This is a genomic window from Parundibacterium terreum, from assembly GCF_014636315.1.
Taxonomy (GTDB): Bacteria; Pseudomonadota; Gammaproteobacteria; order Burkholderiales; family Burkholderiaceae_D; genus Undibacterium; species Undibacterium terreum.
Window position 1 is genome coordinate 88,418 of record NZ_BMED01000008.1, and the last position, 12,328, is coordinate 100,745.

Sequence of the window (12,328 nt, forward strand, 5' to 3'; positions counted from 1 at the left end):
TTGAGACTGAGGCTGGAATGCTGGTAAGCTAGTGTCTAAGTCGACCCTGTGATAGGGCGAAATGGAGCAAAGTACTACGGAATTTTTCCTCGTGGAAACATCCGAAAACTGCAAACGTGTTTAGCCTATGGACAGCAGATTTTATTACCGGTAGCGTTGCAGTTGCGCCGGACCGGCGGGAAATTGGATGCTGTGTGCAAGCAGGCAGCACGCTACCGTAATCGAAAGTAAAATAAGAAACAGCAGGCGGAGAAAACAATCTGCAGCACCAGAAAAACGCTGATTGATTTGTGCCCAGAACGTGTCTATATGCTTGCCGCTGATTGATGGTGAGCAGTTCATGTTCTCATATTCACTACCAGCCCGTAGATGCATGTGTTGATGAGCGCCAATCTGAATCCGCAAAATCGCGATCTTGTTATAATTCTTTGACCATATTGAAATCGCCAACCTTTGCCGGCAAGGTTGTAGTGTAGCGATGCTCAAATCCGGCATTTAGTTCAACATGAGATGAGGTGATACGTGGCAGGTACCCATATCGCTTTGCAAAGCACTCCGTCCGCGAGCGCAGCCAGTTGGCCGGAATCTTCTTTTCCCATAAGTTCACGAATATTTTTTTCTCTGCGGCCTAAGACTGTAGCTGAAATGGATCCTAATTATTTATCCCATTATTTCTCAGGAGGAAACCTCCATCGTGACCGGGGTGATGAGCCCGTACGAATGCCGAAAGCGTTATTGCATTAGTTGAACCATGCCGTGAGCGGCAAGCCAGATGGTATTTCAGAAGAGCGGCACGTTGGATGTAATTCAGGCGTGCCATGTAGTTGGTGTGAACGATTCGACCAATGAGCCCTATGACTACGTCCCAATTACGACAAGCCCACATTGCGCCGGAACCGCAGGATGCCGATGCCGCACTCGAACAGGCGTTGGAGGCATTACTGGCGCACCAGCGCGAAGATGGCCACTGGCTCTACGAACTGGAGGCAGATGCAACGATTTCTGCCGAGTATGTGTTGCTGGTTCATTACCTTGGTGAAACCCCGGACAGTTTACTGGAGGCCCGCATTGCCCGCTATTTGCGGCGTATCCAGAATGAGGACGGCAGCTGGCCCTTGTTTGCGCATGGCAAGGCGGATGTCAGCGCCAGTGTAAAAGCCTATTTTGCGCTGAAAATGATAGGGGACCCGGTGGATGCCGAGCACATGGTGCGTGCGCGCAAGTCCATACTGGCGCAGGGAGGGGCTGAGGCATCTAATGTGTTCACGCGCACGCTGCTTGCGCTGTTTGGTGTGATGCCGTGGAAGACCGTGCCGATGATGCCGGTGGAGTTGATGCTGCTGCCGATCTGGTTCCCTATTCATGTTTCCAAGGTCTCTTATTGGTCACGCACCGTTCTTGTTCCTCTTCTGGTATTGAACAGCCTGCGGCCGCAGGCGCGCAATCCGCGCGGCGTAGGCATAGACGAATTGTTCGGGCGTCCACGCGGCTTGATGCGGTTGCCACGCAAAGCGCCTCATCAGCAAGCATCCTGGTTTTATTTTTTTTCCGGCGTGGATTTCATGCTGAGGGTGTGCGAGCCTTTGATACCGAACGCCCTGCGTAAGCGTGCCGTCGCGCGTGCCGAAGAATTTGTGCGGGAGAGACTGAATGGCGAGTCCGGCCTGGGCGCCATCTTTCCAGCCATGGTTAATGCCGTGCTGATGCTGGATGTATTGGGTGTGCCTCGCGATGATCCTGCGATGCTCAGTGCGCGCAAGTCCATCGATCACCTGCTGGTGGTGCGCGATGATGAGGCGTATTGCCAGCCTTGCCATTCCCCGGTGTGGGATACCGCACTCGCATGCCATGCGTTGCTGGAAGTCGGCGGCACGCGGGCAACAAGTGCGGCGGCGCGCGGCCTGGCCTGGCTGCGTCCGTTGCAGGTGTTGGATCTGTATGGCGACTGGGCGGTGCGGCGACCTCAGTTAAGGCCGGGCGGCTGGGCTTTCCAATATGCAAATGCGCATTACCCGGACGTGGACGATACTGCCGTGGTGGTGATGGCGCTGCATCGCGCTGCAGAAACCCTGGACGGCAAGCTGCGGGTGGCCGGAGAGGCCATTCCTGTGGATGAAGGCTTGGCGCGTGCGGTTGAGTGGGTAGAGGGCATGCAGAGCAGTAATGGCGGATGGGGGGCGTTTGAACCCGATAGCACGCATTTCCATTTGAACCACATACCTTTCGCCGATCATGGCGCGCTGCTGGATCCCCCAACGGTTGACGTGTCGGCACGCTGCCTGTCGATGCTGGCGCAACTGGAAGGCGGCGTAAAGGGCGCCAAGGCGCAGGCGGCGCTGGATTACATCCTGGCGGAGCAGGAGGCCAATGGCAGCTGGTTTGGCCGCTGGGGCACCAATTATATTTATGGCACCTGGAGCGCGCTATGTGGGTTGAATGCCGCCGGCCTGCCTGCACAGGCGCCTGCCATGCGAAGTGCTGCCGCTTGGCTCATCAGCATCCAGAACGAAGATGGAGGCTGGGGTGAGAGCGGTGACAGCTATCGCCTGGATTATTCCGGCCACATGGCGGCGCCCAGTACGCCGTCGCAGACCGCTTGGGCCTTGCTCGGATTGATGGCAGCCGGAGAGACCGGGCACGAGGCGGTGGCGCGCGGCATCGACTATCTGATCCGCACCCAGCAGGCTGACGGCAACTGGGAAGAGGAATACTTCACGGCGGTGGGCTTTCCGCGCGTTTTCTATCTGAAGTATCACGGTTATTCCCGGTATTTTCCTTTATGGGCGCTGGCCCGTTATTGTAATTTGCGTCAGGATGCCTCAGACGTGACAGCCTGGGGCATGTAGCCGTGGCCGGGATTGTGGTAGTGACAGGCATGGCATTCGAGGCCCGTATCGCCGCCGGTACAGATGTCGAAGTGCTGTATGGCGGGCACGACGGCAAGCTGGAGCGTGAGTTAGCTGAACGCTTGCGCCACCCATGCGATGGCGTCATCAGCTTTGGTGTGGCGGGTGGACTGGATCCGCTATTAATGCCGGGCAGTATCGTGGTCCCCGAGCGTATTGCCAGCGGCGAGCAGAGTTTTGATACGAACAGTGCCTGGTCCGCAATACTGCGTAATGCACTTCCGGCAGCGGTGGGAGGCATATTGGCGAGCGGGGATGCCGCTGTCGCCAGCGTGGCCGACAAGCAAGCCTTGCAGCGTGCCAGCGGTGCGCTGGCTATCGATATGGAGTCCCACCTGGTTGCCCGGCTGGCGTTTGCGGCGCGGGTCCCATATGTGGCCTGCCGCATCATACTCGATCCGGCACAGCGGGCATTGCCATCGGCCGCATTGGCGGCTTTTGGCCGCGATGGCCATACCGATATGAAGGCCCTGCTGTCCAGCCTTGCCAGCCACCCTGGTCAGCTCAGCGATCTGCTGCAATTGGCACGTGATGCGAAGACCGCCAAGACGGCATTGCGGAAGGCTCGCACGACTCTGGGGCTGCGCTATGCGCTGCCGGAAGCTCCTGTTTATTTGGCCTCGGCCTGAACCGCATCCTTTACTGCTGCGCCTGCTGGTTTGGATGGCTCGGGCGGCGTAGATGGCGGCGAAACAGGTGCTTCCTCCTTGTCTTCTGGATCTTCATATTCAGGTAGCTTCTGCTTGCCCTGTCCTTTTTCTATCAAGGATTCACGCTGCTGCAGGTAGGCGTCGCGGACAAAGGTATATGGATCCAGTGCCGCCTGCGACAGCAGGTCCGTCGCACCTAAAAAATTGGCGCGCGTGTTGATGATATTGACTGCATACAGTTGATTGCGCAGCGGCGGCTCGGTGTAATTGACCGGATCCAGCTTTACGTTCACCACCTGGCCGGCACCATCGCGAAAGGAACTGGGTCCGAATAACGGAAGGACCAGATAAGGACCGGATGCAATATTCCAGCTCCCCAGCGTCAAACCGAAATCCTGCGAGTGCCTGGGTATTCCCGCTTGAGTGGCGATATCGATCAAGCCACCGAGGCCGAAGACCGTATTCACCCCCAGCCGCATAAAGCTGTCCATTGCATCCTGTCCCTTGCCTTGCAGCAGGCTATTGATGGTATTGCCTATGTCGCCCAGGTTGGAAAAGAAATTGGTGATCGCCGTACGTACCGGCGCCGGTGCGACCTTCTGGTAACCCTTGGCCAGGGGTGCAGCTACATACTGGTCGAGCTTGTCATTGGTGCGAAAGACTACCCGGTTGAATGGCTCCAGTGGGTCCTTCGGGTTGGCATTGGGGCCGGTGGCGCAGCCGCTTAGCAAGACAGATAAGAGCAGCAGTGCAGAAAAATTCTTGCGCTTGCGTACGGTAATGCTGAATAAAGTCAGGAGCGTCATAGAAAGTCACTCTTTCGTTGAGATGGGATCACGTGGCCGCCCCAGCAGGATGGGCTGGAAGAAGACCGCTCCGATCAGCGTGCACACCAGTGCCAGCGCCAGCAGCTTGCCCATGCTGGCGGTGCCGGGGTGATGCGAAAAACTCAGGCTGCCGAAAGCCGCAGCGGTAGTCGCGGCGCTATACAGCACCGCATGGGTCAGGCTGGATTGCAGCAAATGGGTCTGGCCCGCGCGCCAGGCCATCACATAGTAGATCTTGAAGGCTACGCCTACGCCCAGTAGCAGCGGCAAGGCAATGACATTGGCGAAGTTCAGCGCAATGCCGAACACAACACATAGTTCCAGCGTCACCAGCGTCGATACCAGCAGCGGGACAAGGGTGCGCAATACATCTCCGAAGCTACGCAAAGTAATCCACAATAATATCGTGATCGACAATACAGCCCAGGCGGCTGCCTGGGCGAAGGCGGACATGATGGTATCCGCCGAACCTTTTATCGATATCGGTCCTCCTGCCGCAGCGGGTTCGGCTTTGAGTACCGCGTCAAGAAAGTGCTGCAAGACTGCCGCCCGCTCTGGGCTATTGGCGCGGGGCAGTTTGGGGCTGATGCTGACCAGCGCTTTGCCGTCGGGCGTGAGCCAATCTCGTACCATGGCCGGTGGCAAGTCCTGTATGCCTACCGGTTTTGCCTGCAATGCCAGCTTCAGTTTGGTCAAGGTCAATTGCAAGGGCAGAGCCAATGCGGCCTCAGCGCGATCGCGCACAGATGCATCGCTGGCAGCAAGATTTTTCAGTACTTTTGCCAGTCGTGTACTCTGTGCAGCCCCCGGGCCTGGATGATCTTCCGCTGCAAATTCCAGTTGCTCTGCAAGCCGCTTCAATGCATCTACACGCAAGGCATCACTGGCTGGTGTGGCTCGCACCTGGTTCAAGGCAGGCGAGAGGCTAGTCGCAGCGGCGGCAATATGGGGCAGCTTTGCTTCCTGCTGTTCCGGAATGAAGCTATTGAGCGTGACCACTCTTGCCACCTCCGGCAGCACAGCCACGCGTGCCGCTATGGCTTGCGCGGCCGGCAGCGAAGCGGCCAATACGCTGACATCTTCGGTGCCGGCCTGCGGAGAATCAGCCAATGCAAGCAGCGTAGACATGGATTCGGATTGTGGATCTTTTAAATGCAGGGGATCGAAGTCGAAGCGCAAATGCCACAGTAAGGGCAAGGCTGCCAGGATGGCGACGCAACTGAGCAGCAGCACTGGCCGGCGATGCCGCTCGAAGAAATCGTCAGCCGGCTTTAGCCACTGCATGGTCGGTGTGTGCGGTTCGCTGGCGGGGCGCAGCACGCAAATCAGCGCGGGCAACAGCGTGACGGTGGTGGCGAATGCCACCAGCATGCCTGCTCCGGCTATCTGCCCCAGTTCGGCCACGCCGCGATAGTCCGTCGGAAGAAAACTGAAGAAGGCGACCGCAGTTGCTGCCGCAGCCAAGGCCAGCGGCACGCTGACTCCTGCGGCGGTGCGCGCCAGCGCTTCCGGTAAATCATCAAGCTCGTGGCGCTCGGCCCGGTAACGTACGCCGAACTGTATGCCGAAGTCGCCGCCGAGTCCGACGAACAATACGGCAAAGGCCACCGAGATCATGTTCAATGCTCCCACCATTGCCAAACCCAGCGCTGCGGTGATGATGAGGCCGGCAAACAGGCTCAGCAATACGGCAATGATCAGGCGGGTAGAGCGCAGCGCCAACCATAGTATCAGCAGGACCATCAATATCGTCAGCACGCCATTGAGGGCAGCTCCTTCTGCAACAGAGGCAAACTCTTCATCGGCCAGCGGTTGCGGGCCGGTCAGGCGCACGCTAGCTCCAAAACGCTGCTGCAGATTCAATTGTTTGGCCGTAGCGCGGATTGCTTCTGCCGCATCTGAGCCGGCTTCCAGATTGCTGTAATCCAGTACCGGACTGACTGTAACGAAGCTGCTGGACATGGCAGGTTTACCCGATGCAGAGGGCGCGGCTTGAATATCCACTCCAGCTTCCGGCGCCGCCAGTGCAGTCCAGGACAGTGCAGCCGGCTGTGTCGCCAGTACTCTCTCCAGTGTCAAGGCGCTTTGATCCAGCAAGGGCGCCATATCTCCCAGCTTGACCTGGCCCAGTTGCAGCGGCAAGGCAAGGGTGGTGGATAGCGTGTCTGCCAGACCGCGCAAGCTGGGGTCGTGTGCCAGCACATTCAGCAGCGGGCGGGCCTGTATCAGTTGCGTGCTTAGCTGGCCGACGGCTGGCGTCGGAAGGAAAAGCAGGCCGGAACGGGCGAAGAAATCGCCACCGCCAGGCTGATCCACCGCGCGAAAGCGCCGGCTTTGTTTGCGCAGTTCCTCGACCAAGGCATCGGCCGCAGCGTCAGCCAGCTCGCGTGCCGGAGCCTGGACTACCGCCAGGATAAGCTGCTGGCGTTGCGGAAAAGCCTTGCTGACGGCCGCATCGCGTTGTGCCCACGGTGCATTGGATTCCAGCAAGCGGTCGATATCGGTATCGATGGCGAAGTGTGCCACGACGTAAGCAGTGCAGCCGGCGGTGAGCAGCAGCGCGGCAATGATTACAGGCCAGGCGCGGCGAGCGGAGAAACGGACAAGGCGGGTGAGCAGGGATGACAGCATGTGGCTATGTAAGTTGGCGCGTGGCCGGCTGCTGGTCTATACTGGTTTGGTGGCACGTGCTTGCGCGTTTGCGCTCCTCACGGTTCCGGATGTCCTTTTTATTCACTATTTGTTCGCCTTCCTTATGAATAAACACGGCTTTGTTTGTTTTCTTCCCATCGCTGCAGTAACTGTCATGGCCTCGGTTCAAGCTCAGCCGGTCGCCAATGCGGCTCCTGAGGCCCAGGTGCAATCTGCTGTGGAGCGTGTGATCAGCAGCATACAGGCTGATCCGGCCACGCGCAGTGGCGACATCGCCAAGACGATAGCCGTGGTGCAGAAGCAGTTCTTGCCGTATACCGATTTTGAATACACGACTCGGCTGGCGGTAGGCAAGGCTTGGCGTGATGCGACGGTAGAACAGCGACAGCAACTGTTTGAGCAATTCCAACTCTTGCTGGTGCGCAGCTATGCCCTGTCCCTGTCGCAATTGCGCGAACAGAATGTCAAGTTCCGCTACAAGCCGGCACCGGTCGCTGCGACGGCGGCTGACGTAGTCGTGGAAACCCATGTGCTGAACAACGGTGACGAAATCCAGATCGACTACAGGATGAGGCGCACGCCCAGCGGATGGAAGATTTATGACATCAATATGCTGGGAGCCTGGCTGATCGAAGTTTATCGCCAGCAGTTTGCCGACATCCTCGCCAAAGACGGCATCAATGGTTTGCTCGCTTACCTGAACCGGCACAACGCCAGGCAAGCGGCCCGTCCTTAAAGCCTTTGTTGCGCCTGGATGGGGCATCATGGCAAACGCTCCTTGGGGTTCTTGCTGTCCACCGGAATCTTTCCGTTGCGCCTGTAGCGCTTGAATTCCACCCATTGCCAGCTCAATAATGCAGGAACGCCGAACAGTACTTCACGTGCGCGTTTGACCAGAGCGAGAGACAAGGCAACTTGTGGATTGACGCCAAGCAACTGACCGAGCAGTAGCACGACCGCTTCCTGTACACCCAGTCCTCCGGGTACAAAAAAAGCCATCTGGCGCGCCGCATGGGTCAGCGCCTCGATTGCCAGCGCCTCCCAGAAGGTAACAGGATGGCCAAGCAGTATCAGCGCGAACCAGACTTCCACCGTGCCTGAGACCAGACCCGCGAACTGCCAGAGCAGGGCCGCAAATAAATCACGATGGCGGCGATTGAGCTCGCGGATTTGCGCATCCAGGCGGGCACCGTCGACCAGAATATCCTTGTTATCGCTGCTACTGAACCAGCGTCTTGCAAAGTGTTCCAGCCGCTCGAAGATGCCGCTGTAGCGCAGGGATAGCGCAAATAGTATCGGAACAGGCAAGGATAGCAGGAGTCCGGCCAGGATGATCCAGCCGTGGCCGCTGGCATCGATGGAGATCACCAGCATCAGCACACCCAGCGCGGCAAACAGATATTGGGCAAATAGCGTCAGCATCACTTCTACTACTACGCTGGCCGCGATCGCGCTGGTGTCTGAAACACGCAGGCGCGCGAGCCGGATTCCAGCCAGCTCTCCGCCTACGCTCACCGTCGGCAGCAAGCGGTTGACGGCTTCACGCACCGTAGCCACCCACCACAAAAAGCCCAGCGATGCGCGCCCCTGCGGATCAGCCAATAGCAACAGGGTGCGCCAGCCTTGCGCATCCAGCAGCAGCGGCAAGGCATGCAACGGCACCAGCAGGAACAAGGCATAACCACCCTGCAGCAAGACAGCCGCCACATCGTCCACGCCCTGATGCAAGACCAGCAGCGTGAGCGCGAGCAGCCCGAGCAGGCCAGTCAGGTAGGCCAGGCGCTTCATGATGCCTGCAACAGTATGTCGGCAAAGCCGCCGCGCCGTGGAGCCAGCGTATCCAGCGCAGACCTGACTCTTGGCGACAGCAGTGCCGCCAGCTCATCGGCGTGACGGTAGCCGCTCATCGACGGTGCAACCTGGGCGCCGGATGCGACTCCGGGATGCAGGTAGATCTCGATGATTCCGCGGGGCAGTCCATGCAGTGCCGCCAGCAAGGCCGCCTCATCCATTTTGCCGCTGCCGGCGATTCCCACGACATAATCATTGTGAACGATGCCGGCTGCGCGCAAGCGGCGCCGCAACAAGGCCAGCCAGGGACGCAGCAGCAAGGGAGCCCCCACCTCCAGCGGCAGCCGCATTGCACGCAAACCGAATTCCCTGCCTATGCGCAAAATCAGTGACAGCACGGTCGGATGTAAATGGAAATGCTTATGGGTATTGACATGGTCCAGTGGCAGGCCTGTGGCGGCGTAAGCTTGGAACTGCGCGCGTATTTCTGCAGCCAACTGGCGGCGTATATGCGGAAAGAAAAAAAAGCGGAAGCCGTCGCGCACCATATTGGAACCGAAGCGGCTATTGGCATCCACCAGATCGGGAATGTCGGCGCGGGGCAGTGTGGCCTGTCCGTCGGCAAGGACCAGATGCAAGCCCACCCGCAACTGGGGCAGCCTGCGCGCGCGTTGCACTGCATCGGCGGCTGCGGGCGCGCTTACCATCAGGCTCGCTGCATTGAGAACGCCATCGCGATGCGCCAGTTCCACTGCCTCGTTGACGCCAGTATGCAGACCGAAATCGTCGGCAGTGAGTATCAGGCGCCGCTCCGTGGCCGCTTCAGATGGAGAACTCAGGATCAAGCCTCGTGTGAGTGGAGGAAGCGGAAGAACTCCACGCCTTCACGCAGACGCCGCTTGGTCATATCCCAGCTACCCAGCATCTCACGCACGATTTCCCAGATTTTGCTGGGGCGGAAATAGAAGCGTTTATAGAACACTTCCACGCTGTGGTAGATTTCTTCGCTGGACAGGTGTGGATAGCTGATGGCAGCAAGCTGCACGCCGCGGTCATTAACCAGGTTGATGACCTTGTTTTCCTTCAGCCAGCCATTATCCACAGATTGCTTGTACAAGGTAGTGCCGGGATAAGGCGCAGCCAGCGATACCTGTATCGTATGCGGGTTGATGTCCTTCGCATACTGTATGGTTTTCTCTATGGTTTCCTGGGTTTCGCCTGGCAGCCCGAGGATGAAGGTGCCGTGGATTGTGATGCCGAGTTCGCGGCAGTCGGCAGTGAAGCGCCTGGCGATATCGGTGCGCAAGCCTTTCTTGATATTCAGCAGGATCTGGTCGTCGCCGGATTCATAGCCCACCAGCAGCAGCCGCAGACCGTTGTCCCGCATGATCTTCAGCGTGCTATAGGGCACGTTGGCCTTGGCATTGCAGGACCAGGTGACGCCCAGTTCGCCCAATCCGCGCGCGATCTCTTCTGCGCGCGGCCGGAAATCGGTGAATGTATCATCGTCGAACATGATCTCCTTTACCTCGGGCATGTTCTCCTTGATCCATTTGACTTCGGCAATGACGCTTTCTGCCGAGCGGGTGCGGTAACGGTGTCCGCCTACGGTTTGCGGCCACAGGCAAAACGTGCAGCGGGACCGGCAGCCGCGGCCGGTATAGATGGAGACGTAGGGATGCTTCAGGTAGCCGATAAAATAATTGTCGACCTTGAGGTCCCGTTTATAGATGGGTGCGACAAACGGCAGCTCATCCATATTCTCTATCATCTGGCGCGGCGGATTGTGGACGATGGAGCCGTCCGCCAGCTTGTAACTCAGTCCAGTGATGTCCTTCAGCGGTATGCCTTGCGAAACTTCCACACAGGTGTAATCAAACTCTTCGCGGCAGACAAAATCGATGGCAGGGCTGGCGCCCAGGGTGCCGTCGGGTTCCACTGCCGGCTTGGCTCCGACCATGCCGATCAGCAGGGAAGGTTTGCGTATCTTGAGTTCTTCGGCGAACCTGGCGTCTGTTGGGAAGGAAGGGGTGCTGGTATGGATAATGATCAGATCGTAGCCGGCGGCAATATCCAGGGTTTCCTGTACGCTGATTCCATCTGCCGGGGCGTCAAGCAGGCGGCTGCCCGGCACCATTGCTGCCGGCTGGGCCAGCCAGGTGGGATACCAGAATGATTTGATCTCGCGCTTGGCCTGGTAGCGTGAACCGGCCCCGCCGTCAAAGCCGTCAAAAGAAGGAGCCTGGAGGAACAGAGTTTTCATAATGTCCTTTAGAGCATGTGTCTGTGACTGATTACATGGAAGGGGGAAGCCTGCCGGCAGTTTTTCCGCCCGTGTGGGCGGCGAAGGAATTGGCTGTGGTAGAGTCCGATGTCTGGCCGTCTTCAGCTCGCATACCGTCCCTGACAGACAGGGTTTGCCCGCGCCAGCTGACTTGGGACCCAAACAGCGCCGTTGCCCATTCCAGCAGCAACAAGGTGTCCCGCAACGGCGCCCGCAACGCGGCATGCATGCTGCCCGCGAGTATGCTGCGCGCCATTACGCCCGCTATGGCTATGACGAAGACTTCAGGGCCTGGCGCCAGCATCAGGCCCAGTAGTAGCATGGGCCAGGTATAAGTAATAAATGTAAAGAAGAAACCTGCGGGGCTTAGGGAGCGTATGGTACGTAGCCAGCGCAGCTCGTGCGTCCACAACTCGGCCAGGCTTGCCTCGGTGATGTCGGTAGTGACCACTACATCGGATAATACGGTAGCCAGCCCCTGGCGGCGCGTCAGTTCTCCCAGCCAGAAATCGTCGGCGAGACGGTCAGCCAGCGCAGAAAAGCCGCCAATCGCTGCCAATGCATCGCGCCGCAATGCAATGCTTGCGCCAAAAGCGAAGCGGCGCGATCCTGCAGTGTGGGAAATGCGCACCGATGGAGCAAACCAGTCGTCGATGAATTGTGCCCCTAGCCGGGACCAAAAACCCGCCAGCGCACGGCCGCGGTACAGGCAAGTCACAATGCCGGTGGAGGTATCTGCCAGCGGGGCCGTTATCCGTGACAGGTAGTACGGAGGTGCGGCAATATCGCTGTCGGCGATCACCAGCCAGTCGTAGCGCGCCAGCGGCAGCATATTGATCAGATTGCTGACTTTCAGATTTTGCCCATGCAGATCGGGTGTGATTGCCACTGCGATGTCGCAATCCGGGAAGTCAGCCTGCAAGCGGCGCACCACCGCCAGTGCGCGGTCTTCTGCATCTCGTACGCCGAATACGATCTGGAACTGATCATATTTTTGACGGCAAAGGGTGGCAAGGTTGTGGTAAAGCCGCGGCTCGCCACCGCAAAGAGGCTTGAGCACCGTGACCGGCTGCGGCGTGGAAGCGAGCTTACTATTTAGCCCCAGATTCAAGTCGAGCGGACGCCGCCTGCTCAGCCAGGCAGCCACGGCCGCATAGCAGGTGGCCACGCCACACAGGGCAGCTCCCAGCAAGCTTGTCCATTCTGCCGTTGTCATCA

General features: G+C 58.6%; 10 protein-coding genes. 3 read left to right on the forward strand and 7 right to left on the reverse strand.

What is annotated here, in order from left to right:
* Window positions 1-144: 144 nt before the first annotated feature.
* Window positions 145-495, reverse strand: coding sequence for a hypothetical protein (locus IEW12_RS26810; RefSeq protein ID WP_188569219.1), 351 nt, complete (start codon window positions 493-495; stop codon window positions 145-147).
* A gap of 359 nt (window positions 496-854) precedes the next feature.
* On the opposite strand from IEW12_RS26810, the gene shc reads away from it, so the two are divergent.
* On the forward strand, window positions 855-2,846 hold the full coding sequence (gene shc, locus IEW12_RS26815) for a squalene--hopene cyclase (protein ID WP_229751376.1): 1,992 nt from the start codon (window positions 855-857) through the stop codon (window positions 2,844-2,846).
* Window positions 2,847-2,860: 14 nt separating this feature from the next.
* Window positions 2,861-3,535 carry a phosphorylase gene (locus IEW12_RS26820; RefSeq protein ID WP_268237275.1) on the forward strand — a complete coding sequence of 225 codons (675 nt, stop codon included), beginning with the start codon at window positions 2,861-2,863 and terminating at the stop codon, window positions 3,533-3,535.
* On the opposite strand, the gene IEW12_RS26825 is transcribed toward IEW12_RS26820, so the two are convergent.
* A complete protein-coding gene (locus IEW12_RS26825; RefSeq protein WP_188569222.1) occupies window positions 3,517-4,362 on the reverse strand; it encodes an MlaA family lipoprotein in 846 nt (281 codons plus the stop codon). The two genes, IEW12_RS26820 and IEW12_RS26825, sit on opposite strands and share 19 nt — an antisense overlap.
* A 6-nt stretch (window positions 4,363-4,368) precedes the next feature.
* A complete protein-coding gene (gene hpnN / locus IEW12_RS26830; RefSeq protein ID WP_188569223.1) occupies window positions 4,369-7,014 on the reverse strand; it encodes a hopanoid transporter HpnN in 2,646 nt (881 codons plus the stop codon).
* Window positions 7,015-7,138: 124 nt separating this feature from the next.
* On the opposite strand from hpnN, the gene IEW12_RS26835 reads away from it, so the two are divergent.
* Window positions 7,139-7,771, forward strand: a complete 633-nt coding sequence (locus IEW12_RS26835; RefSeq protein ID WP_188569224.1) for an MlaC/ttg2D family ABC transporter substrate-binding protein — start codon at window positions 7,139-7,141, stop codon at window positions 7,769-7,771.
* A gap of 26 nt (window positions 7,772-7,797) precedes the next feature.
* Here IEW12_RS26835 and IEW12_RS26840 read toward each other — a convergent pair whose 3' ends face one another.
* Genes IEW12_RS26840 through hpnI form a run of 4 tightly spaced genes read right to left on the reverse strand, consistent with a single transcriptional unit; the run spans window position 7,798 to window position 12,326 of the window.
* Window positions 7,798-8,823 carry a lysylphosphatidylglycerol synthase domain-containing protein gene (locus IEW12_RS26840; RefSeq protein WP_188569225.1) on the reverse strand — a complete coding sequence of 342 codons (1,026 nt, stop codon included), beginning with the start codon at window positions 8,821-8,823 and terminating at the stop codon, window positions 7,798-7,800.
* Window positions 8,820-9,629 (reverse strand): hopanoid biosynthesis-associated protein HpnK, encoded by an 810-nt coding sequence (hpnK, locus tag IEW12_RS26845; RefSeq protein ID WP_268237276.1) that lies wholly within the window; start codon window positions 9,627-9,629, stop codon window positions 8,820-8,822. Before hpnK ends, IEW12_RS26840 begins: the two co-directional genes overlap by 4 nt.
* Before the next feature lie 38 nt (window positions 9,630-9,667).
* Complete coding sequence (hpnJ, locus tag IEW12_RS26850) at window positions 9,668-11,089, reverse strand: hopanoid biosynthesis associated radical SAM protein HpnJ (RefSeq protein WP_188569226.1); 1,422 nt, start codon at window positions 11,087-11,089, stop codon at window positions 9,668-9,670.
* Window positions 11,090-11,120: 31 nt separating this feature from the next.
* The gene (hpnI, locus tag IEW12_RS26855; RefSeq protein ID WP_188569356.1) at window positions 11,121-12,326 is read right to left on the reverse strand and encodes a bacteriohopanetetrol glucosamine biosynthesis glycosyltransferase HpnI; all 1,206 of its coding nucleotides are present in this window, start codon (window positions 12,324-12,326) and stop codon (window positions 11,121-11,123) included.
* Between the last annotated feature and the right edge of the window lie 2 nt (window positions 12,327-12,328).

What these genes read in the sequence shown, in the direction of transcription:
- IEW12_RS26810 (WP_188569219.1), bottom strand. Translation starts at nt 495, where the DNA reads ATGCCGGATTTGAGCATCGCTACACTACAACCTTGCCGGCAAAGGTTG.
- shc (WP_229751376.1), top strand. Translation starts at nt 855, where the DNA reads ATGACTACGTCCCAATTACGACAAGCCCACATTGCGCCGGAACCGCAG.
- IEW12_RS26825 (WP_188569222.1), bottom strand. Translation starts at nt 4,362, where the DNA reads ATGACGCTCCTGACTTTATTCAGCATTACCGTACGCAAGCGCAAGAAT.
- hpnN (WP_188569223.1), bottom strand. Translation starts at nt 7,014, where the DNA reads ATGCTGTCATCCCTGCTCACCCGCCTTGTCCGTTTCTCCGCTCGCCGC.
- IEW12_RS26835 (WP_188569224.1), top strand. Translation starts at nt 7,139, where the DNA reads ATGAATAAACACGGCTTTGTTTGTTTTCTTCCCATCGCTGCAGTAACT.
- IEW12_RS26840 (WP_188569225.1), bottom strand. Translation starts at nt 8,823, where the DNA reads ATGAAGCGCCTGGCCTACCTGACTGGCCTGCTCGGGCTGCTCGCGCTC.
- hpnJ (WP_188569226.1), bottom strand. Translation starts at nt 11,089, where the DNA reads ATGAAAACTCTGTTCCTCCAGGCTCCTTCTTTTGACGGCTTTGACGGC.
- hpnI (WP_188569356.1), bottom strand. Translation starts at nt 12,326, where the DNA reads ATGACAACGGCAGAATGGACAAGCTTGCTGGGAGCTGCCCTGTGTGGC.